The 22450-nt window shown below is 64.7% G+C and carries 20 protein-coding genes and 1 tRNA gene; 3 read left to right on the top strand and 18 right to left on the bottom strand.

Annotated features, from left to right (window positions below; all coding sequences use genetic code 11):
* Positions 1-87: 87 nt before the first annotated feature.
* The 3 genes from HMPREF3036_RS07110 (at position 88) to nikR (ending at position 2538) form a co-directional block, all read left to right on the top strand.
* Positions 88-172: transfer RNA gene (locus tag HMPREF3036_RS07110), tRNA-Leu, on the top strand.
* Between the two features lie 278 nt (positions 173-450).
* A complete protein-coding gene (locus HMPREF3036_RS07120) occupies positions 451-2043 on the top strand; it encodes an amidohydrolase (RefSeq protein ID WP_062332946.1) in 1593 nt (530 codons plus the stop codon).
* A gap of 30 nt (positions 2044-2073) precedes the next feature.
* On the top strand, positions 2074-2538 hold the full coding sequence (gene nikR, locus HMPREF3036_RS07125; protein WP_005433371.1) for a nickel-responsive transcriptional regulator NikR: 465 nt from the start codon (positions 2074-2076) through the stop codon (positions 2536-2538).
* Positions 2539-2614: 76 nt separating this feature from the next.
* On the opposite strand, the gene HMPREF3036_RS07130 is transcribed toward nikR, so the two are convergent.
* The 18 genes from HMPREF3036_RS07130 to HMPREF3036_RS07215 form a co-directional block, all read right to left on the bottom strand.
* Positions 2615-3733 (bottom strand): lipid II:glycine glycyltransferase FemX, encoded by a 1119-nt coding sequence (locus HMPREF3036_RS07130; protein ID WP_005433372.1) that lies wholly within the window; start codon positions 3731-3733, stop codon positions 2615-2617.
* A 304-nt stretch (positions 3734-4037) separates the two neighbouring features.
* Entirely contained in the window at positions 4038-5387 is a 1350-nt protein-coding gene (locus tag HMPREF3036_RS07135; RefSeq protein WP_005433373.1) for a sodium:proton antiporter, read from the bottom strand.
* 349 nt (positions 5388-5736) lie between these two features.
* Positions 5737-6918 carry a nicotinate phosphoribosyltransferase gene (gene pncB, locus HMPREF3036_RS07140; RefSeq protein ID WP_005433374.1) on the bottom strand — a complete coding sequence of 394 codons (1182 nt, stop codon included), beginning with the start codon at positions 6916-6918 and terminating at the stop codon, positions 5737-5739.
* A gap of 47 nt (positions 6919-6965) precedes the next feature.
* Positions 6966-7943, bottom strand: a complete 978-nt coding sequence (nagZ, locus tag HMPREF3036_RS07145; protein ID WP_005433375.1) for a beta-N-acetylhexosaminidase — start codon at positions 7941-7943, stop codon at positions 6966-6968.
* Between the two features lie 15 nt (positions 7944-7958).
* Positions 7959-8720, bottom strand: coding sequence for a pyridoxine 5'-phosphate synthase (locus HMPREF3036_RS07150; RefSeq protein ID WP_005433376.1), 762 nt, complete (start codon positions 8718-8720; stop codon positions 7959-7961).
* A 71-nt stretch (positions 8721-8791) separates the two neighbouring features.
* The gene (recO, locus tag HMPREF3036_RS07155) at positions 8792-9718 is read right to left on the bottom strand and encodes a DNA repair protein RecO (RefSeq protein ID WP_082897399.1); all 927 of its coding nucleotides are present in this window, start codon (positions 9716-9718) and stop codon (positions 8792-8794) included.
* The gene (era, locus tag HMPREF3036_RS07160; protein WP_368043353.1) at positions 9711-10685 is read right to left on the bottom strand and encodes a GTPase Era; all 975 of its coding nucleotides are present in this window, start codon (positions 10683-10685) and stop codon (positions 9711-9713) included. The genes recO and era overlap by 8 nt, the downstream gene beginning before the upstream one ends.
* On the bottom strand, positions 10678-11382 hold the full coding sequence (gene rnc / locus HMPREF3036_RS07165) for a ribonuclease III (RefSeq protein WP_005433379.1): 705 nt from the start codon (positions 11380-11382) through the stop codon (positions 10678-10680). Before rnc ends, era begins: the two co-directional genes overlap by 8 nt.
* 36 nt (positions 11383-11418) lie before the next feature.
* Positions 11419-12309: a signal peptidase I gene (gene lepB / locus HMPREF3036_RS07170; protein WP_062332950.1), complete on the bottom strand. Its 891-nt coding sequence runs from the start codon at positions 12307-12309 to the stop codon at positions 11419-11421.
* 68 nt (positions 12310-12377) lie between these two features.
* Positions 12378-14171 carry a translation elongation factor 4 gene (gene lepA, locus HMPREF3036_RS07175; protein WP_005433381.1) on the bottom strand — a complete coding sequence of 598 codons (1794 nt, stop codon included), beginning with the start codon at positions 14169-14171 and terminating at the stop codon, positions 12378-12380.
* Positions 14172-14477: 306 nt separating this feature from the next.
* Positions 14478-15758, bottom strand: a complete 1281-nt coding sequence (locus tag HMPREF3036_RS07180) for an amidohydrolase (protein ID WP_062332953.1) — start codon at positions 15756-15758, stop codon at positions 14478-14480.
* A 158-nt stretch (positions 15759-15916) separates the two neighbouring features.
* Positions 15917-17155, bottom strand: coding sequence for a beta-ketoacyl-ACP synthase II (fabF, locus tag HMPREF3036_RS07185; RefSeq protein WP_062332957.1), 1239 nt, complete (start codon positions 17153-17155; stop codon positions 15917-15919).
* A gap of 185 nt (positions 17156-17340) precedes the next feature.
* The gene (gene acpP / locus HMPREF3036_RS07190; RefSeq protein WP_005433384.1) at positions 17341-17580 is read right to left on the bottom strand and encodes an acyl carrier protein; all 240 of its coding nucleotides are present in this window, start codon (positions 17578-17580) and stop codon (positions 17341-17343) included.
* A gap of 163 nt (positions 17581-17743) precedes the next feature.
* Positions 17744-18505, bottom strand: coding sequence for a 3-oxoacyl-ACP reductase FabG (fabG, locus tag HMPREF3036_RS07195; protein WP_062332961.1), 762 nt, complete (start codon positions 18503-18505; stop codon positions 17744-17746).
* A 17-nt stretch (positions 18506-18522) separates the two neighbouring features.
* Positions 18523-19452, bottom strand: a complete 930-nt coding sequence (gene fabD, locus HMPREF3036_RS07200; RefSeq protein ID WP_062332964.1) for an ACP S-malonyltransferase — start codon at positions 19450-19452, stop codon at positions 18523-18525.
* Between the two features lie 114 nt (positions 19453-19566).
* Positions 19567-20547 carry a beta-ketoacyl-ACP synthase III gene (locus tag HMPREF3036_RS07205; RefSeq protein WP_062332967.1) on the bottom strand — a complete coding sequence of 327 codons (981 nt, stop codon included), beginning with the start codon at positions 20545-20547 and terminating at the stop codon, positions 19567-19569.
* A 111-nt stretch (positions 20548-20658) separates the two neighbouring features.
* Positions 20659-21060 (bottom strand): rhodanese-like domain-containing protein, encoded by a 402-nt coding sequence (locus tag HMPREF3036_RS07210; protein WP_062332970.1) that lies wholly within the window; start codon positions 21058-21060, stop codon positions 20659-20661.
* 73 nt (positions 21061-21133) lie between these two features.
* On the bottom strand, positions 21134-22300 hold the full coding sequence (locus HMPREF3036_RS07215) for a M20 metallopeptidase family protein (protein WP_062332973.1): 1167 nt from the start codon (positions 22298-22300) through the stop codon (positions 21134-21136).
* Between the last annotated feature and the right edge of the window lie 150 nt (positions 22301-22450).

A 22450-nucleotide genomic window follows, 5' to 3' on the forward strand; every position in this document is an offset into this window, starting at 1 on the left:
CGTAGGTTCGAATCCTACTACCCCTGCCAAGTCAATCAACGGAGTGACTCTCCGGATGCTCCTCAAGCATCGAACAGTCAACATTTCGCGGTCGTGGCGAAATTGGTAGACGCGCAGCGTTGAGGTCGCTGTGGTGAGAGCCATGAGAGTTCGAGTCTCTCCGACCGCACCAGATGTACTGGGGTATCGCCAAGTCCGGTTAAGGCATCGGATTCTGAATCCGACATTCGTAGGTTCGAATCCTACTACCCCTGCCAAGTCATCGAGAAAATGGACGTTCTTCGGAACGTCCATTTTTTTTGCCTTTTCCTTCCCCTTTCCCTCACGCCGCCTCCTCTCTTTTCCCGATACCGCATGACGGCGCACAAGAGCCCGCCAGATTTCGGGCGACGTCCTCCTCCGCGAGCCGTATCCTTTCTGAATCCCCTTCAACTTCAAGGCCGGAGAGCCATGCACGACGTCTTCATTCACAATGCCGTCATTCACGACGGCGAACGCTTCACCGACGCGGACGCCCTTCTCGTCAAGGCGGGCCGCATCTCCTGGATCGGTCCCGGCGCCTGCGCACCCGCGCACGACGGCGTGCCGTCCGTCGACCTCGAGGGACGCACGGTTCTGCCCGCGCTCTGCGACATTCACACCCATCCGAGCTGGATTGCGGCCACGGTGAGGTCCGTGCCCTGCGTCTCCCCGATCGTCAACACGATCGAGGAGATGATTGAGGCGCTCAGGCGCCATTCGCTCGCCGGCCGAGGGCCCGAGGCCTGGATCACGGGCTTCGGCTATGACGAAGGCAAACTCGCCGAACACCGCACCCCCACCATCGAGGACCTCGACCGCGTCAGCACGACGCAGCCCGTGTTCGTGAAGCGCTCCGACTGCCACTCTGCGATCTGCAACAGCGTCGCCCTGCGCCTCGCTGGCATTGAGGCAGATACGCCCGATCCCGCCGGCGGGCGCTTCGGACGCTTTCCCGACGGTCGCCCCAACGGCGTTCTCACCGAATTCAATGCCGCACAGGTCGTCGAGCGCCTGATGGGCGAGCCCACGTTCGAGAGCGAAGTGGAGATGATGACGGCCTCGGGCGAACACTTTCTTGCGCGCGGCATTCTCGCCTTCACCGAAATGATGGCCGACTACCGCCAGCTCGCCGTCTACCGCGAGGCGGCGCGCCGCGGCTTTCCCGTCAGGGCAGGGCTCTACCTCGTCTGGAAGGGCGGACGCGACCCTCGGGGCATGCCCGCGCTCACGGACGAGGACAGGACGGGAGACCACTTCATCGCGGGCGTCAAGCTCTTTGCCGACGGAAGCGTCTCGGGCGCCACGGCGGCCGTGACGACGCCCTTTCTCAACGGCTCGACCGGGATGGTCACGCTCGACGACGGCGCGCTTGAGGCCGCGGCCGAGTACGCCCGCACCAACAAAATCCAGCTCTCCGTCCACGCCATGGGTGACAGGGCCGTCGGGCGCATCATCGACTTCTTCGAGGATCAGACGCCCTGGCTTGAGGACCGCCCGTCCGTGCGCATCGAGCACGCCACCTTCCTCAACGAGGCTCAGCTCGCCCGCATGAACGCCTCGGCCATGCGCTTCGGAGTGACAACCCAGGTGATCTTCCCGTACGCCGAAATCGAAGGCTACAGGGCCGTGCTCGCCCCGAAGGACCTTGAGCGCGTCTATCCCGTGAAGACCGTCTCCTCGGCGCTCGACGCCTTCGCGCTCTCCTCCGACGCGCCCGCCACCGCCTGGGCCGATCCCGACGATCCCTTCGTCTCGATGGGCGCTGCGGTCACGCGCACAGCCTGGGACGGCACCGTCTTCAACAGGTCCGAAGCCGTCTCCTGCGAAGAGGCCGTCTCGCTCTACACCTCCCGCCCGATGAAGGTCCTGCCATTCGAAGGCGTAGGAAGGCTCGCGCCCGGCATGAGGGCCGACTTCATCGTCCTGCGCGATCCCGTCACGGACGACGGCGAGGCTCTCGCCCGGAACGCCGTCTCCGAGGTTTTCCGTGCCGGAGCCCTGATCCACCGCGCCCCCCGCTAAAATGGAAGGCATTCTCAGGGGGACACACTCATGCAGCGATTCACGCTTTCCATCGACGACGAGCTTGCCGAGCGCTTCGACGCGTACCTGACCGAACACGGCTACGCCAACCGCTCCGAATGCTTCCGCGACATTCTCCGCAATCACTTCACCAGTGAGGACGTGAAGGACAATCCCTCGGCCGAATGCGTCGGCGTGCTCAGCTACGCCTACAACCACCACGAGCGCCAGCTCGCCATGCGTATGACCGAGTACCAGCACGAGCATGCGGGCGAGGTCATCTCCACCATGCACGTGCACGCCACGCACGAAGAGTGCGTCGAGAGCGTCGTGATCCGCGGCCGCGCCGAGGACGTCGTCACGCTCTCCCGCCGCCTTTCGGCCGAACCCGGCGTGCGCCACGGACGCCTCAACCTCATCCCCGTGACGCCCGACGACACGCACGAACATGCTCATGAGCACGCCCATTCACATGATCATCACCACGGGCATTGAGCCGGGCGTGAACCCGAGATGAACAAAACGGCGGACTCCGAAGCGGATCCGCCGTTTTTGTTCCTGTCGGTGACGATCAGGCGTAGTAGCCGGGCATGCTCATCTCGCGCGCCGCGAACTGCCTGTAGCCGTCCATGTCGAGCGGATAGTCCCAGCAGCCCATCTGGTGGTACATCTGGCCGCCAAAGCCCGTCTTGAAGCGGTAGAGGCCGTGCATCGGATGCGAAGGATCCGCGTTGGGCGCGACACCGAAGAGGTCGTACTCACTGCAGCCCGCGCGCCTGGCGGTCTGCATGGCGCACCACTGGAGCGCATAGGTGGGCATCAGGTGGCGGCCCTTGGTGGCACTGGCGCCGTAGAGATATGTGGCGCGGTGAGCCGAGAGGATCAGGAACATCGCGGCGAGGGGCTTCTCTTCATGGAAGGCCATCAGGAGCTTCACGCTCACCTCGGGATCGGAACACTGCATGCGGCTCGCGATGACGCTCTCGAAGTAGCGCCTGTCGTTGACGTGCAGGCCGTTGCGGTGAGCCGTCTGCGAGTAGAGGTCGTACCAGAGGCCGAGCGCCTCGGGCCCCATCTCGCGGACTTCGACGCCCTTCCTGCGGGCAAGGCCGATGTTGTAGCGGGTCTTGGGCTTCATCGAGGCGAGGATCTGCTCCTCGGTCCCGCACAGATCGACCACGATCGTGTCGGAGGGGAGCACGTTCATGTTCGCCTTGAAGAGGTTCCAGGTGGCCGTGCCGTAGTTCATGTGCATCTCCTGGAACTCCTTGCGCGGACAACCGCGCCAGTTGCCCTCGGCGTCGAAGTCGCCCTCCTTGCACCAGTGGGACTGCCAGTTGAGGTCGTAGCGGATCGCCAGGCACCCCTTGGGCAGGTAGCTCCTCAGGCACTCGGAAAGCTCCTCGAGGAAGCGCCCCTGGTTCTCCTCCGACGGCTCGATCTCGGGACCGTACGGAAGATAGGCCACGTATTCGTCACTGCTGCAGTACTGCGCAAACATCAGGAGGTCCGCATTGGTGCGCGACCAGCCGCCCACGTCGGTGTAGAGGTCGCTGTTGCGCACGGAAAACTCGAAGGCCTTGGAACGCATGCCCAGATTCGCCTTGACGCGGGACCAGAAGGAGGTCTGCTGAACGATGGGCGTGCTGTAGGCGTCGGAGACGTCCTTGGGTTCGACGGTAAGCTGCATGGCGTGAAGGGTCCCTTGGTTCCTTTATTCGAAGAATGCAAAAAAGCACGCGGGCGCATGTGCTGATGCGCCCGCGTGCGGGTACAGGTGTCACTTTAACGCATCTTTTCCGCAAAGTCACTAGTACGACAGTTCAATGCAGGAAAATGCAGGCCTTCACGCGCCCAAGTGTTGCGTAAAGACAACTATCCTCTGCTTTTTCCCTGCGGTTCAGGATTGGCGAATGAAGAAAACGCCCCGAAGCCTTCGCTTCGGGGCGCCTGTTTTTCAGCCTTGTTTCAGCCTGTTTTCTTCAGGACGGCTCTCAGATGAGGAAGAGCATGTCCATCAGGAAGAAGGTCGGGAAGAGGATCGTCACCGACCAGAGCATGTAGCCGAAGAACGTCGGCATCTTGATGCCGCGCTCGTTGCAGATGGAGACCGTCATGAAGTTCGGGGCGTTGCCGATGTAGGTCACGGCGCCCATGAACACGGAGCCCATCGAGATGGCCATCAGGGTCTTGGCGCCCTCGCCCATCAGCACGGTCGGATCGCCGCCGGCGAGGTTGAAGAACGCCAGATACGTCGGCGCGTTGTCAAGGAACGCGGAGAGCATGCCCGTCAGCCAGAAGAAGAACGTGTTGTTGAAGCTGCCGTCGGCGTTCGTCACGAGGGCGACGAGCGGCGCGAAGTGGCCGTCGTGACCCGCGCGGAGCATGGCGAGCACCGGCACGATGCAGCAGAAGATGCCGAAGAAGAGCTTGGCGACCTCAAGGATCGGATCCCAACTGAAGTGGTTGGCTTCGCGGGTGGCCTTCGTGGTAAGCAGCAGGGAAGCGCCGGAGATCACGATGAAGAGCGCGTCGCGGAGCACGCCCTCGAGCGAGAAGTGCACGCCGAGGAACGTGAAGTCCACGCCCGAGCGCCAGAAGCCGGACATCAGGACCGTGCCGACGATGGCGGCGAGAAACAGGATGTTGATGCCGCCGTCGACGCCGATGGCCTGCTTTTCCTCGGGCGCCTTGAAGCCATCCTTGACGTCGCGGGAGAACATGAAGCTGTCGATCGCGAAGTAGACCGCAAGCAGGATGGCGCAGGTCACGAGCCACGGAAGCATCAGGTGCTCAAGCGTCCAGAAGAAGCTCACGCCCTTGAGGAAGCCGAGGAAGAGCGGAGGATCGCCGAGCGGGGTCAGCGCGCCCCCCACGTTGGCGACGAGGAAAATGAAGAAGATGAAGGTGTGGACCTTGCGCCTGCGGTTCTCGTTGGCGCCGATGAGCGGGCGGATGAGAAGCATGGCAGCGCCCGTCGTGCCCATGAAGTTGGCAAGCACGGCGCCGAGCGCGAGGATCGCGGTGTTCACGATCGGACGACCGACGAAGCTGCCGCGGACGTGAATGCCGCCGGCAACGATGAAGAGCGAGCCCACGAAGATGATGAACGGCACGTAGTCGGCGAGAAGCACGTGGGCGATCTCGTGGAAGGCCGTGTCAGGACCGAAGACGGTCGCAAGCGGAATGATGCAGCACAGGGCCCAGAAGACGGAGATCTTGCCGAAATGATGGTGCCAGATGTGCGGGGCGAACAGCGGGAAAAGCGCGATGGAAAGCAGAATGCCGGCAAACGGCACGGCCCACGCAAGGCCGAGCTCGGCGCCGTTCATGTCGCTCGCCATGGCGGCAGCAGGCAGCAGAAGGGTTGCAGTTGCAGCCGCAACGCTTTTAATGGACAAAGTCACGATGGAGACTCCCTGGGGCGACCGCCTGAGCGCCGGCCGCCGGTTGAAAATGGCGTACGTTGGAAGGTGCGGTCGAAAGCGCTTCCCGGGAGCGGAGGCGCCAACTGTACTTTCCAATGTGCACCGCGTTACAAAATATCTCAGAATGCAAACATACACGGATTTTCTGATCCCTGCAGAACTTTCCGAGGTTTCTTTACAAATGAGGGGCCCCTTAAGCCGAAAGGACTGGAAAATGAAAGGCGCAGGCCCTAGGTCCGCGCCTTTCATCGTGCCCGTGAGACTCCTATGCCACGGGCGGCAGTCCGAAGACCTGCCTGAGGTAACGCAGATAGCCCTCGTCCTCGCACATGCCCTTCTCGGGCGCGTCGGAGATCTTGGCGACGGGCTGCCCATTGGCCTTGACCATCTTCATGACGACGTTGAGCGGCTGCGGCCCCCTGTCGTTCATCAGGTTCGTGCCGATGCCGAAGGCGACCTTGACCCTGCCGTGGAAGCGCTCGTAGAGCTCTATGGCCTTCGGGACCGTCAGGCTGTCGCTGAAGATGAGGGACTTCGTCCTCGGGTCGCAGCGGTTGGCCTTCCAGTGCTCGATCATGCGCTCGCCCCAGACGAAGGGATCGCCCGAGTCGTGCCTGACGCCGTCGAAGAGCTTGCAGAAGAACATGTCGAAGTCGCGCAGGAAGGGATCCATCCCGTAGACGTCGGAGAGTGCGATGCCGAGGTCGCCCCTGTACTCCTTGGCCCACATCTCGAAGGCGAAGACCTGCGTGTCGCGCAGCCTTGGGCCCAGCGCCTGGCAGGCCTGCAGGAACTCGTGGGCCATCGTGCCGTGGGGCGTGAGGCCGAGCTCCTTGGCGTACATGACGTTCGACGTGCCAGTGAAGATGCCGCCGAGACGCTCCTTCATGTTGAGGAGAACCTTCTTCTGCCAGGCCTTGGAGAAGCGGCGCCTCGTACCGTAGTCGGAGATCCGCAGCCCGCCGTTGTCGGGCTCGTTGCGCAGAAGCTCGATCTTGCGCTCAAGGCGTGCGACCCCCTCCGTCTCGTCAAGATCTGGATACGTGTTCCTGAAGTAGACCTCGTTGACGATCGCAAGCACGGGAATCTCAAAGAGGATCGTGTGCAGCCACGGGCCCTTCGCGGTGATGTCGATGCCGCAGGGATAGTCCTGAGACTTCGTCACGGAGATGTACTTGCGCTTCAGATGGAAGAGGCTCAGAAACTCGACGTAGTCCGACTTGATGAAGCGCAGGCTGTCGAGGTAGGCGAGCTCGTCCTCCCTGAAGTAGAGGCTGCAGAGATGGTCGAGCTCGGCGTTGATCTCGTCGACGAAGGGCGAAAGATCGATGCCGGGCGTGCGGCACTTGAAGCGGTATTCGGCATCGGCCCCCGGGAACTGGTGCAGCACGCACTGCTGCATCGTGAATTTGTAGAGGTCCGTGTCGAGCAGTGATTCGATGATCAAGACAGCCTTCCTATACGTGGAATGATTGACGCCTTCGGGGCCGGCCGTCAGGCCGCCAGAAGGGAGCGGGCCTCTTCAAGCTCCGCACCGCCGCAAGCCGCGGCGGGCGCGAGCCCCGCAAGGCGCGCGTCGAATTCGGGCGTTCGAGTCCAACGCAGGTTCGCGAGAAGCTCGTCGGCCATGTCGGGACGATTGCATACGAGTACCATGTCGCAGCCCGCCGCAAGCGCCTTCTCGGCCTGCTCCGTCACGCTGCCGCCCGCGGCGCCCTTCATGCTGAGGTCGTCCGAGAAGACGAGGCCGCGAAAGCCCAGCCGTTCTCGAAGCTCGTCCTGCAGGAGGCGCCTCGAGAAGGTGGCGACCTCCCCCTCAAAGGCATGATAAGCCACATGGGCCGTCATGACGGATGCAAGTTCAGGCAGTTTGCCGTAGGGGAGCATGTCCCGCATCAGACTCTCCGCATCCCTTTCGTCCTCGGGAAGGGCCGTATGGCTGTCGGCCTCGGCCCAGCCGTGCCCCGGAAAATGCTTGCCGCAGGAGGCCATGCCGCCCCTGCGAAGCCCGCGAATGAGCGCGGCGGCATGCGCCGTCACGAGCTCGGGCGTCGTGCCAAGGCTGCGCGAGCCGATCACGGCCGATCGGCCGTAGTCGACGTCGAGCACGGGCGCGAAGGTGAAGTCGACGCCGCAGGCGCGAAGCTCGGCGGCAAGCACGAGACCGGCCGCCTCGAAGCGCGCCTCGGCGTCCTCGTGCGCCGCGATCTCGGACATGGCGGGCACATCGGTGAATTCGGAGCGGAAGCGCTGCACGCGGCCGCCCTCATGGTCGACGCTGATGAGGATGCCCGGACGCACGGCGTGGATTTCGTCGCACAGCGCCCTGAGCTGTTCCCGGTCCCTGTAGTTGCGGGTGAAAAGGATCACCATGCCCGTCATCGGATGACGCAGGCGCCCACGCTCATGCTCGGTGAGTGAAAGGCCCTCAACGTCGACGCAGACGGGACCCGGCTTCAGTACTTCGATCATGCCCAGCTCCTCCCTTCAGTCTTCGGACGCGGCGACGCGGTCGAGGATCTCCTCGTAGCGCCTGACCGTTTCGGCAAAGCCGAACTGGAGCGCCTCGGCGGTGAGCGCATGGCCGATCGAGACCTCGCTCACCTCGCGGCAGGCCTTGAGGAAGACCTCGAGATTGTCGAGCGAGAGGTCGTGCCCGGCGTTGACGTCAAGTCCGGCCTCGCGGGCGGCCTTCACGCTGGCGGCGTACTGCTCGAGGACCTTGTCCTGGGCTTCGGTGCCGTGCGCCTGAGCCCAGCCCTCCGTGTAGAGTTCGACGCGGTCGGCGCCGAGTTCGGCGGCCTTCGCCATCAGGGCGGGGGCGGGATCCATGAAGAGGCTCACGCGGCAGCCCCAGGCCTTCGCCTGCGCGATGAGCGGGCGGACGGCGTCGCAGACGGCGGGATCCGAAAGATCGAACCCGTGGTCGGACGTTTTCTGGCCGAGGCTGTCGGGCACGAACGTCGCCTGATCGGGACGCACGGCCTCAAGGTGGCCCATCAGATTGTGGAAGGGGTTGCCCTCGATGTTGTATTCGCGGTCGGGATATTCGCTCACGAGTGCGGCAATCGCGGGGACATCCGTCGCGCGGACGTGGCGCTCGTCGGGACGCGGATGAACCGTCAGGCCGGCGGCGCCCGCCTCAAGCGCGATGCGGCCGAAGAAGACCGGGTCGGGCCAGTTGCCTTCGCGGGAGTTGCGAAGAAGCGCCACCTTGTTCAGATTGACGGAAAGCTTGGTACGAAGCATTGCGATGCACTCCTGGTGTTCGGGACGCCGCAGCGCCCCCTGTTTGTCCGGTTCGATCGGCTTGGCGGGCGTCAGGTCTTCTGCAGGCCGTTGAGCTCGGCGAGGATGCGACGGGAATGGATGCTGCGCCCGTCGAGATGAAAGTCGATCAACGTACGAAGAATATCACGCGAGGCGCGAAGCGCCGCAGGACTCATCGGCTCTCCCGAAAGCATTTCGCGCACGAGGTCCCCCGGCCAGGCGCGCACGCCCTCGGGCAACCCTTCGACGCCGGCGAGCCCCTCGAGGGCGCCGTCCCTGACGCAGTACCAGGGCGAGCGGCCGTCGTCGGAGAAGGCGGGCGCCCAGCCTGCGGCCTTGAGGACCGCCATCTCGAATTCGCGAAGCGCGGGCTGCATGGCGTCGCGCTCGTCGAGCGCCAACGCATGGATCGCCTTGACGTAGGCCTCGAAGAGCCCCGGATGGCGCTCCTCGCGGACGGTGAGCTTGAGGATGAGTTCGTTGACGTAGAAGCCCGAGAGCAGCGCCTCGCCCGTGAGGGGCACCATCGTCCCCTGCCACTCGGCGCGCACGAGCATCTTGGCCTCCTTGCTGCCCGTCCATGAGAAGCGGAGCGGACAGAACGCGGTGAGAAGGCCCCTGTACTGGGAGGACGCGCGGCGGGCGCCGCGCGCGACGAGAAAGACGCGGCCGTATCGTACGGTCAGCACGTCGAGAAGAAGGCTCGTCTCGCTCCAGTCCCACGCGTGGAGGATGAAGCCGAGCTCGCCCGTGACACGGGCGGGGATGCGCTCCGCTGGTTCCGGGAGCGCGGAGAAGACGTCCGCCATCTGCCGCTCTGCAGCGCGGCGGCGTTCGAGAATGCCCGAGAGGGTCGAGGCGCCCTGCGCTGCGGGCCCCTCGAGCGAGGAGACGGGAGACCGTGAGGAGCGGGGCCCCTCGGAACGGTTGCGCACCCTGCGGTGCGGCACCCCCGCCTCCAGGGCGTCCTTATTCATAGCCCAGGGTCTTGAGGGCCTTCACGTCGTCGGACCAGCCGCGGCGCACGCGGACCCAGACCTCGAGGTGCACGCGCTTGCCGAGCATCGCGGCGACGTCGGTGCGAGCCAGACGGCCGATCTCGCGAAGCTTGGCGCCGCCCTCGCCGATCACGATCGGCTTGTGGCTTTCACGCTCGACGATGAGGGTAGCGACGATCTCGGCGCTCTCCTCGTCCTCCTGCCACTTGTCGATCGTCACGGCAATGCCGTACGGAAGCTCGTCGCCGAGCAGGCGGAAGGCCTTCTCGCGGATCGTCTCGGCCGCGAGGAAGCGCGGCGAGCGGTCCGTGTAGGTGTCGGGATCGAAGAACGGGACGCTCTCGGGGAGGAACTTCTTGATCTCGCCGAGCAGGTCGCCGAGCTGGCGGCCCTTTTCAGCGGACACGGGCACGATGGCCGCAAACGGGAACTTCTCCATCGAGGCGGCCATGAGCGGAAGGAGCGAGTCCTTCGACTTGTTGAGGTCCGTCTTGTTGATGGCGAGGATGACGTTCGACGCATCCTTGGGCAGAAGCTTGAGGACTTCGAGGTCGGCGGGCTTCCAGCCGAGGGACTCGATCACGAAGACGATCGCATCGACCTCGCCGAGCGTGGAGCGCACGGTGCGGTTCATGCGGCGGATGAGCTGGTTGCCGACCTTCGTCTGGAACCCCGGGGTGTCCATGAAGACGATCTGGGCGTCGGGTTCGGTCACGACGCCGAGCACGCGGTCGCGCGTCGTCTGCGGCTTCTTCGAGGTGATCGAGACCTTCTCGCCGATCAGGTGGTTGATCAGGGTCGACTTGCCGACGTTCGGACGGCCGATGACGGCCACATAGCCGCAGCGGAAGCCCTCGGGCACCTGCACGGAGGCGGCGCCCGCCTGCGCGAGCATGCGTTCAAGTTCGGCGTCGGACATTGCCGGCACGGTCTTTTCTTCACTCATGTCTGGACCTCCCGTTGGTGGACTCGCGGTTCTTCAGAATCTCAAGCGCGGCGGTGGCGGCCTCCTGCTCGGCCGAGCGTCGGCTCGCAGCATGGCCCTGCGTCGTGATTTCAAGCGACAGAATGCGGCACTCGCAGTTGAAGTGCTGGGCGTGCGCGGCACCCGTCACGCTGACGACGACGTACTGCGGCAGCGGCAGGTGGCGGCCCTGCAGGTACTCCTGCAGGCGCGTCTTGGAGTCCTTGCCGAGCTGTTCGGCCGTGGGAGCGGCGAGGATCGGCTCGAAGAGGCCGAGGATCACCTTCTGGGCAGCCTCAAAGCCGCTTTCGGCGAACACGGCGCCGAAGATGGCCTCCATGGCATCGGCCGTGATCGAGGGACGATGCGCACCGCCCGTCTTCATCTCGCCTTCGCCCATGCGAAGGAAGGCCGAGACGTCGATCTGTTTGGCGATGACCGCGAGGGTCCTCTCGCAGACGAGGTTGGCGCGCACGCGCGAAAGGTCGCCTTCGGTGAAGTGCTTGTCGCGTTGGAAGAGCGCGTAGCCCACGACGCAATTGAGAACCGAGTCGCCCAGGAATTCGAGGCGCTCGTTGTGCTGCGCCGCGAAGCTGCGGTGCGTCACCGCACGTTCGAGAAGCTTGCGGTCGGCGAACTTGTAGCCGATGCGCTCCTCAAGAATCGAAAGATCTTGCATTTTTATTCCAAACGGTGTCTGTCAGACCGGGTCCGCTCAGCGGAAGGAGCCGATGCGGGACATGTCGCCAAAGTTCGCCCAGATGAACGTGGCGCGGCCGACGAGGCTCGAGTCATCAACGAAGCCCCAGTAGCGGCTGTCCTCGGAGTTGTCGCGGTTGTCGCCCATCATGAAGTACTTGCCTTCGGGGACCTTGCAGATGAAGCCCGTGTTCGTGTACGTGCACTCGGGGACCTTCTTCAGAATGGCCTGCGCCGGAACCCAGGACGGACGGCGGCCGTCGACGGCGATCATGTGCTCGACGCCCGAAAGGTTCTCCTCGCGCTGGTCGAGCGTGACGTGGGAGTGCGTGTCGATGAAGTCGACGTGGCCGGCCTGCTTCTGCTCGACGCCGTTGACGTAGACGACCTTGTTGCGGTATTCGATCGTGTCGCCCGGAACGCCGACGACGCGCTTGATGTAGTCGACCGACTCGTCCATCGGGTACTTGAAGACCACGACGTCGCCGCGCTGCGGGCTGCCGAGCGGAATGATCTTCCAGTTGGTGACGGGGAGCCTGATGCCGTACTCGTACTTGTTGACGAGGATGAAGTCGCCCACGTGCAGCGTCGGGAGCATCGAGCCCGACGGAATGCGGAACGGCTCGAAGAGGAAGCTGCGCACGAAGAAGACGATCGCGATCACGGGGAAGAGGCCCGCCGTGTACTCGAGCCACCAGGGCTGGCGGATCTCGCGGGCGTAGAGGTCGTTGCGCGCGTCGATCACGGCCTTTTCGCCGCGATCGATCGCCTCGCGGTTGTCCGCCTCGAAGCGGCGGACGGCCTCGTCGGCGCGGGCCTTGCGGGCGGGCAGGAAGCTGCGGCGCTCAAGCACCCAGAAGATGCCCGTGACGACCGTGAGAATGAGAAGGATCAGAGGAAAGTTCATCAATGTCTTCCGTTTCGTTCATGCGGCGAAGCGGAGGTCCGTCGTCGAACCTCCGCTTTGCGGCGGGATTACTGTTCGTCCTGCTGAAGGATTGCAAGGAAGGCTTCCTGCGGAATCTCCACCGAGCCCACCTGCTTCATGCGCTTCTTGCCGGCCTTCTGCTTTTCAAGGAGCTTGCGCTTTCGCGTAATGTCGCCGCCGTAGCACTTGGCGAGCACGTTCTTGCGCAGGGCCTTGACGTTCTCTCGGGCGATGATGTTCGCGCCGATGGCGGCCTGAATCGAGACCTCGTACATCTGGCGCGGAATCAGCGAGCGCAGGCGCTGTGCGATTTCGCGGCCCCGGAAGATCGCGTTGCTGCGGTGAAGGATGGAGCTCAGGGCGTCCACGCGGTCGCCGTTGATCAGCATGTCCACGCGCACCACGTCGGAGGCGCGGTATTCCTTGAACTCGTAGTCCATCGAGGCATAGCCGCGGGTCATCGACTTCATGCGGTCGAAGAAGTCGAGCACGATCTCGGCGAGCGGCAGCTCGTAGGTGAGGTGCACCTGGCGGCCGTGGTAGGCAAGGTTCGTCTGGATGCCGCGCTTGTCCTGGCAGAGCTTCATGACGGCGCCCACGTATTCGTCGGGTACGAAGATCGTGACCGTGTCGATCGGCTCGCGGATCTCGTCGATCTTGTCGACGGGCGGGAGCTTGGACGGGTTCTCGACGTGCACCACCGTGCCGTCCGTCTGCAGAACCTCGTACACCACGGACGGGGCCGTCGTGATGAGGTCCATGTTGTATTCGCGTTCAAGGCGCTCCTGGACGATGTCCATGTGCAGGAGGCCGAGGAAGCCGGCGCGGAAGCCGAAGCCGAGCGCCTGAGAGACTTCGGGCTCGAACTGGAGCGCGGCGTCGTTGAGCTGGAGCTTCGTGAGGGCGTCGCGAAGCGCATCGTACTGGTTGGACTCGACGGGATAGAGGCCCGCGAACACCTGCGGCTTCACTTCCTTGAAGCCGGGCACGGCCTCGTCGGCAGGATTCTGGGCGCTCGTCACGGTGTCGCCCACGCGAGCGTCCTTGAGCTCCTTGATGCCGGCAATCACGAAGCCCACTTCACCCGCGGAGAGCGAGGTGCGGCTCTGGGACTTCGGCGTGAAGACGCCGAGCTGCTCGACGAGGTGATTGGCGCCGGTGGCCATCAGGCGGATCTTGTCCTTCGGACGGAGCGTGCCGTTGACGACGCGCACGAGCATCACCACGCCGACGTAGTTGTCGAACCAGGAGTCGATGACGAGGGCCTGGAGCTTGGCGTCCGGATCGCCCTTCGGAGGCGGAACGTCGCGTACGACGCGCTCAAGGATGTCGTCGATGCCCATGCCGGTCTTGGCCGAGCAGGGAATCGCGTCCGTCGCGTCGATGCCGATCACGTCCTCGATTTCCTCGGCGGCCGCATCGGGGTTCGCGCTCTGAAGGTCCATCTTGTTGAGGACGGGGAGCACGGTCACGCCGAGGTCGATGGCGGTGTAGCAGTTCGCAACCGTCTGGGCCTCGACGCCCTGCGTAGCGTCGACGACGAGCAGCGCGCCTTCGCACGCGGAGAGCGAACGGCTCACTTCATAGGAGAAGTCGACGTGCCCCGGAGTGTCGATGAGGTTGAGTTCGTAGACCTCGCCGTCCTTGGCCTTGTACTTGAGGGAGGCGGTCTGCGCCTTGATCGTGATGCCGCGTTCACGCTCGAGGTCCATGCTGTCGAGCACCTGGGCGCTCATTTCGCGGTCGGAAAGACCGCCGCAGCGCTGGATCAGGCGGTCGGCGAGCGTCGACTTGCCGTGGTCAATGTGGGCGATGATCGAGAAGTTGCGGATTTTCTGCATTGAAGAGACTGAATGGGTCGGAATTTGTACGGGCCGCCGGCCGGAGCGCAATGCTCGACGGGAACGGGCGGCTCTTGCAAAACATGGCCGTCATCGGGCCTTTCTAGGACCTATTATTGTACCATTCAGGCGCCATTACACATTGAATTTCCCCGAATCTTTTGCACCGCAGCGGATTCGGGCGAATGCCGTCCGCTTTGCCAATAAGGAAGCGCCGCGGGTTCCTGCACGGAGGACGTGCGGGAAGCCTCGCGGCGCCGGACGGGAGCCGCCCGCAGGCGGAGCTCCCGTGATCGGATATCGGGATCAGAGGCCGTTGGTGCGGCGGCAGATGCCCGAGAGCACGGCAAGTGCGGCGGGCAGGCTCTGCGTGTCCTGGATCTCGAAGTCGGCGCGATGATGGCCGTGATGGTTGCAACCGTAGAAGAGGAAGGTCGCCTCGGCGCCGTGCTCGATGGCGCGGCGCGCAAGAATCGAGCAGTCCTCGCTGCCGCCCGCAGTCTCAAGACTGGCCACGTGATCGCGCTCGAACACCTCCGCGCAGGCCTCGACCGCCAGGTCGCAGGCGGCAGGCGTCGCCTCGAAGTTCGTGGCCTCGCCCGCCTTCGTCACGCGACATTCGACGCCGTAAGAGGCGGCGCAGCCCTCGACGATGCGCCTGACGCTCTCGAACATGTATTCGTTGATCTCCTGCGTAGAGCCGCGGGTCTCGCACTGCATGAAGGCGTGCACGGGCGTGACGTTCCTGCCCTCGCCCGCCACGAGCCTGCCGACGGCGATGCGCGTGTCGCCCTCGCCGTGGCGCGGAATGCCCTGCATCATCACGGCGGCGGCCGCCGCGGCCATGAGCGCGCTCCTGCCCTTTTCGGGATCCGAACCCGCATGCGAGGGCACGCCCGTGAACTCGATGTCGATCTTGGTCGTGGCCAGGAAGCCCTTCTTCACGACGGACGCCTCGCCGATCCTGCAGTTGCAGCCCACATGGGCGCCGAAGAACCAGTTGAGATCGTCCACGACGCCTGCGGCGGCCATGGGCGCCGCGCCGCGCGTCCCTTCTTCGGCGGGCTGGAAGATGAGGCGGAAGCGCCCCTTGAGCTCGTCCTTGTGATCCGTGATCCAATGGGCGAGCGTCACGCCCGTCGCCGTATGGGCGTCATGGCCGCAGGCGTGCATGTGTCCCGGGATCTCGGAGTCGAACCCTTCGGCCGCGGGCAGGTGCGAGGCGTCGTGAAGCTCCTCGACGAGTACGCAGTCCATGTCGAAGCGAAAGCCCGTGACGGGGCCTTCGCGGCCCGTGTCAAAGTTGGCCGTGAGCCCCGTGTAGCCGCCCGTGGCCTTGAGGAAGGATTCAGGCACGCCGTGTTCGGCCGCTCGGACCATCGCCTTCTCGACGAGCTCCGCATTGCGGCCCATGACGGCCTCGGGCCTGATCACGTCCAGCCCCATGCGGATCGTCCAGCCGAGCGCCTCAAGCGCACGGAAGACCTTCCACTGGGTCTCGAATTCGGTCCAGCCCTCTTCGGGGCGGCGGTGGATTTCACGGCGAAGCCTCGTCATCTCCTCGACGTACCTGGCGCAGTCCTGCATGTCGTTCTCCTTTGATTGGAAAGAATGTCATGCAGACATTTTCCTCCTCTTTTGAGACCGCGGGAGGTGTGGCATAAAAAAGGCACCCGCCTCAACGTGAGGAGAGTGCCCTTTTGCGCATGCGGATGGTCCTGCGGACTGCGCAGGAACAAGCCGCCTTATTCAGTCCAACGCTTGTAGATCACCGTGGAGTTCGTGCCGCCGAAGCCGAAGGAGTTCTTCATGGCGTAGTTGATCTCCATCCTGCGGGCCTCGTTGGGACAGCAGTCGATGTCGCATTCGGGATCCTGCTCGAAGACGTTGATCGTCGGGGGCGAGACCTGCTCCTCGAGCGCCTTGATCGTGAAGACGGACTCGACGCCGCCGGCGCCGCCGAGAAGGTGGCCCGTCATGGACTTCGTGGAGTTGACGACGAGCTTCCCGGCGTGTTCGCCGAAGACTTCCTTGATGGCCTTCACTTCGTTGACGTCGCCGACGTTTGTGGACGTGCCGTGCGCGTTGAGGTACTGGATGTCCTCGGGGGCGATGCCGGCGTGGCGGAGCGCCATGCGCATGCAGCGGGCGGGACCGTCGGTCGACGGGGTCGTGATGTGGAAGGCGTCGCCCGAGAGGCCGTAGCCGACGATTTCGGCGTAGATGTGGGCGCCGCGGGCGCGGGCGTGCTCAAGCTCCTCGAGAACGAGGACGCCGGCGCCTTCGCCCATCACGAAGCCGTCGCGGTCCTTGTCGAAGGGACGGGAGGCGGTCTTCGGATCGTCGTTGCGACGGGAGAGCGCATGCATGTTGTCGAAACCGCCGACGCCCACGGGATGAATCGTGGACTCGCAGCCGCCCGCCACCATCACGGTCGCGTCGCCGCGGGCGATGATGTGCATGGCCTCGCCGATGGCGTGAAGGCCCGTCGAGCAGGCGGTCACGTGGGCGATGTTCGGGCCCTTGAGGTTCTTCATAATCGCGAGCTGGCCCGAGGTCATGTTGATGATGCAGCCCGGAATGAGGAAGGGCGAGATGCGGCGCGGACCGCGCTCGTTGCAGGCCTCGTTGTTCGTGCAGATGAGCGGAAGGCCGCCGATGCCCGAACCGATGGCGCAGCCGCATTCAGGCGCGAACTCGTCGGTGATCTCGAGGCCGGAGTCTTCAAGCGCCATGATGCCGGCGGAGACGCCGAAGTGAACGAAGCGGTCGAAGCGGCGCACTTCCTTGACGCCGAGGTACTTGCCCGCGTCGAAGTCCTTCACTTCGCCGGCGATCTGGCAGCCGAAGGCGGAGGCGTCGAAAGCGGTGATGCGGTCGATGCCGGACTTGCCTTCGAGGGCGGCCTTCCAGCTCGAGGCGACGTCGTTGCCGATCGGCGAAACCATACCGAGACCGGTAACGACAACACGACGGTTCATCATGGTGGTATTCCTTGCTGTGGGTGTTCTTGGAAGCCGAACAATCTGATACGATTTTCGGCCTTAGGGACTAGCGGGTCGGCGTTATCCGCCTTCCCCTTAAAACAACTGTGGGACCCGCAGAGGCGGATCCCACAATTCGGGCGCCCCTGAGGACGCCGTTCACATCGAGCTCACTCGAGGCGAAATTACTTGTTGACGGCAGACTTGACGTAGTCGATGGCCTGCTGGACGGTACGGAGGTTTTCCTGTTCCGTGTCCGGGATTTCGATGCCGAAGGCGTCTTCGAGGGCGAGGGACATTTCAACCGTCGTGAGGCTGTCGGCGCCGAGGTCTTCGATGAAGGAGGACTCGTTCTTGATGTCCTCTTCCTTGATGCCGAGCTGTTCAGCAACAATCTTCTTAACCTTCAGTTCGATATCTTCCATTTCTTTAACTCCGCTTTAATGGGGTAGGACCCCGCAGGCGCGGGGAAAAAGTGAAGGGACAATCCCCTTCGGGGTTTAGGTGATTGAATATTTTACCAAGCAAGAGCCGCTTTGTGTGAAGGGAGGCTCCCTCCGGAGCGCCTCATGCCCGGCGGAGGGAGCGTCAGCCCATGAACATGCCGCCGTTGACGTGCAGGGTCGTGCCCGTCACGTAGGCGCCCGCATCGCTCGCGAGGAAGAGGCAGGCGTCGGCGATCTCCTGAGCGCCGCCGAGGCGGCCGAGCGGGATCTGGGCGAGAAGCGCGGCCTTGTGCTCTTCGGGAAGACCGGCCGTCATGTCCGTGTCGATGAAGCCCGGAGCGACGCAGTTGACCGTGATGCCGCGAGAGCCGATCTCGCGGGCGAGGGCCTTGGTCATGCCCATGAGGCCCGCCTTGGCGGCGGCATAGTTGACCTGGCCGGCGTTGCCCATGGCGCCCACGACGGACGTGATGGAGATGATGCGGCCGGAGCGCTGCTTCATCATCGGGCGCACGCAGGCGCGGGCAAGACGGAAGGCGGCGGTGAGGTCGGTCTCGACGACGTCGTTCCAGGCGTCGTCCTTCATGCGCATCACGAGCGTGTCGCGGGTGATGCCGGCGTTGTTGACGAGAACGTCGATGCGGCCGAATTCGGCGACCGTGTCGGCCACGGCCTTGGCGGAGGCCTCGCCGTCGCAGACGTTGAGCACGATGCCGCGGCCCTTGCCGTCGAGTTCGGCGATGCGGGCCGTGATGCGTTCGGCGCCGGCTTCGCTCGTGGCCGTACCGACCACGGTGGCGCCGGCCTTCACGAAGGCTTCAAGAATGGCAGCGCCGATGCCTCGGCTCGTGCCGGTCACGAGCGCGACGCGGCCCTCGAGCGTATTGGCGGAAAACGTCGTCATATGTCTTTCTCCAAATTTCAGTTCAGCTTTTCGAGCACCGCGGCGAGCGAGGCGGCGTCGAAGATGTTGTGGCCGTTGATTTCAGGCGCAGTGCGGCGAAGCAGGCCCGTGAGGACCTTGCCGGGGCCGCACTCGACGATGTCGGTGATGCCGGCGGCCTTCATGCGCTCGATCGTGCGCACCCACTGGACCGCGCCCGCAGCCTGACGGGCGAGCGCCTCGCGGATGGCGTCGGGCGTCTCGTGCACCTCGACGTCGATGTTGGCGATGACGGGAATGGCGGGCACCTGAATCTCGGTCTCGGCCAGACGGGCCGCAAGCTTGTCGGCGGCGGGCTGCATCAGGCTCGAGTGGAAGGGAGCGGACACGGGCAGCTCGATGGCGCGGCGGCAGCCGCGGGCCTTGGCGCACTCGATGGCGCGGGCGACGGCGGCCTTTTCACCTGCGATCACGACCTGACCGGGCGCGTTGAAGTTGACGGCCTCGACGCGGCCCGTCTCACGGGCCTCGGCGACAGCGGCCTCGACGGCGTCGTCGGCAAGACCGATGACGGCGGCCATGCCGCCCACGCCGACGGGCACGGCGCTCTGCATGGCCTCGGCGCGGAAGCGCACGAGACGCACGGCCGTCTCAAGGGACATCGCGCCTGCGGCGCAAAGAGCCGAATATTCGCCGAGCGAATGGCCCGCCATCATTTCAGGCGTGCGGCCGCCGGCGGCGAGCCACGCTTCATAGAAGGCGACCGACGAGGCGAGCATCGCAGGCTGGGTGTTGACCGTGAGCGAAAGCGTTTCGGCGGGGCCTTCGGCAATGAGGCCGGTGAGCGAAAAGCCGAGCGCCTCGTCGGCGCGGGCCATCACGCCGGCGACGGTCTCGTTGCCGGCAAAGCCCGACAGCATGCCGACGCTCTGGCTGCCCTGGCCGGGAAACACGAATGCAATGCGCATAGAACTGGTCCTATGGGTTGATTTGAATCGGTAGGAGTTTAGCAGGTGGGGCATCGACCGAAAACAGGAATTCCCCTCCCGTGTTGGCGGGGTTTTCGGGCTTTTGAGCCCCGCTTACCAGCGGATGAGCGCCGACCCCCAGGCCATGCCGGCGCCGACGCCCTGAAGCAGGACGAGCTCGCCGGGCTTCACCATGCCCGCGCGCACAGCGCGGTCGAGCGCAAGCGGCACGCTCGCGGCCGACGTGTTGCCGTGCTCGGCAACGGTCCTCACCATCCTCTCCTCGGGAATGCCGAGCTTGGCCGCCACCATCGTCATGATCCTGAGGTTGGCCTGGTGCGGCACGAAGAGCGCGACGTCCTCGGTATGCACGCAGGCGAGGTCGGCCACTTCACGTGCGCTGCCGACAAGGCCCTCGACGGCAAGACGGAAGACCTGGCGGCCGTCCATGCGGATGTACGGATCGCCCGAGATGGCGCCGTGGTTGAGGGAAGCCGTGAGGCTCAGCACCTTTTCGCCGTAGTCGCCGTCGGCGTACATGCGGGCGGCGAGAATGCCGGGATCGGACGAGGCCTTGAGCACGACAGCGCCCGCGCCGTCACCGAAGAGCACGCAGGTGGAGCGGTCCTTCATGTCGAGCACTCGGGACATCACCTCGGCGCCGATCACGATCGCGGCGCGGTAGGGACCCGCGCGCAGCATGGCGTCGGCGGCGTTGAGCGCATAGATGAAGCCCGCACAGACCGCCTGCACGTCGAAGGCCGCGCATCCCCTGGCGCCGAGCGCGGCCTGCACGCGGCAGGCGACGGACGGAAAGACCATGTCGGGCGTCGTGGTGGCCACGATGATCAGGTCGATTTCGGAAGCCTCGACGTTCGCGGCCTCAAGCGCCCTGCGGGCGGCGGCCACGGCCAAAGACGACGTCGTCTCGCCCTCGGCCTCGTCGGCGAAATGGCGACTCTCGATGCCGGTGCGCGTGCGAATCCACTCGTCGCTCGTCTCAATGCCGTCGCGGGCGAGCATGGCCGCGAATTCCCCGTTGGTGACGATGCGCTTCGGAAGCGCGCTGCCCGTGCCTAAAACGCGTGAGTACATGGAGGCTTTCCTTCTCTATTCGTGAAAACCCCGAAATCATAACGAAGAAAGGGGAGCGCACGCTGTGCGCTCCCCCGGCATTTGTAATAAGACGCAAAACGCCCGCGGGACTTAACGGACGAGCTCATAGGGCCACTGCGTGACCCCGAGGAAGTTGTAGACGTGGCGGTAGCCTGAGGCGACGAGCGCCTCGCCCGCATATTCGGCCCTGCGGCCCGTGCGGCAGTAGATGAGGACGGGCGTGTCGGGATTGGGCGCGAACGGCAGGCGCATGCCCGGACGGATCGCATCGACGGGCACGTTGACGGCGCCCTTGATGTGCCCCGTGGCGAACTCCTCGGGCGTGCGGACGTCGAGCACCACGACGCCTCCGCGTTCCATCATCCTGCGGGCCTCCTCGGGACGGATCATCTGGTAGGCGGGAGCCGCGGCAAGCAGAGCGGCGGGAGCGCAGGAAAGTGCGGCGGCTGCACAGCCTGCGGCGAGCAGGCTGCGGCGGTTCATCATGGTCATGGGACGTCTCCTCGGAATTACCTCAATGGAAGCATCAATTCTACCTCCCAGCGCACGGGAGGCGCCTGGCCCCTCAGCGGGCCGCAAGGTCGATGGCGGTCTGCACGTACATGGCGACGCCGCCCGAAAGTGCGTCCTCGTCGACCGTGTATGACGAGTGGTGCTGTCCATAGACGGCGCCGCAGGCCTCGTTCCTCACGCCGAGGAGGCCCATGCAGCCGGGCGCGCCCGCCGCAAAGTGACAGAAGTCCTCGCCGACCATCGAGGGGCCGATCTCGTAGAGAGCGTCGGGTCCGAGCACCTTGAGGGCGGCCTCGCGGGCAACCTGCGTCACGGCGGGATCGTTCACCGTGGGAAGCGCCTTCTGCTCATAGCGCACGACGGCCTCGGCGCGACGGGAGGCGGCGATCGTTGCGGCAATGCGACCAACGGCCTCGGGCATGCGCGCTGCGGTCTCAGGCCTCAGCGTCCTGACGGTACCCGTGAGTCTGGCCTCGCCCGCAATCACGTTCCAGCGGGTGCCTGAATTGAACGTGCCGATCGTCACGACAGCCGTGTCGACGGGCGAAACCTCGCGACTCACGAGGGTCTGCAGTCCGTCGACGATCGCGGCGCCCGCCACCAGCGCGTCCACGCAGTGCTCGGGTTGCGCGGCATGACCGCCCACGCCCTTGACGTCTATCTCGAACCTGTCGGTGCCCGCCATGCAGGGACCAGAAATGAGACCGATCCGTCCTGCGGGGACGTCCGACCAGACGTGCATCGCGAAGCAGGCGTAGACGCCCTCGAGCGCCCCTTGGGCGATCATGGAGAGTGCGCCCTCACCCGACTCCTCTGCAGGCTGGAAGGCGAGCCTGACAACGCCGCCCCATTCCTCCCGCGTCTCCTGCAGCACGAGTGCGGCGGTGAGCAGCATCGCCGTGTGGCAGTCGTGTCCGCAGGCGTGCATGACGCCGGGATTGCAGCTTGCGAAAGAGGCTCCCGTCGTCTCTGTGACGGGAAGCGCATCCATGTCGGCACGAAGAAGAACGGTCCTGCCGGGCTTCGCGGCCTGGATCTCGGCAAGCGTGCCCGTTTGAAGCCCGCAGGGCCTCCATTCGATGCCCGCCTTCGTGAGCTCCTCCCGAACGAGGGCTGCGGTTTCAAACTCGCGGCCGCTCAGCTCGGGATGAGCGTGAATGCGGCGGCGCATGCCGATCAGGAAGTCCGCCTTGCTACGAACAATCGATGCGAGGTCCATGTTGCGTGTCCTTTCGTGCGTATCTGGAGTCACGGGCCTCTCGTCGGCCCGCGCATGAGGCGATCATACGCCATGGACGCATCGGTGCGACGGAGCCGTATGGGGGCAAGGGACATAAAAAAAGGTTCATCTCGGAAGTCCGTGGAACGC

It is taken from the genome of Sutterella sp. KLE1602, from assembly GCF_001578585.1.
Taxonomy (GTDB): domain Bacteria; phylum Pseudomonadota; class Gammaproteobacteria; order Burkholderiales; family Burkholderiaceae_F; genus Sutterella; species Sutterella wadsworthensis_A.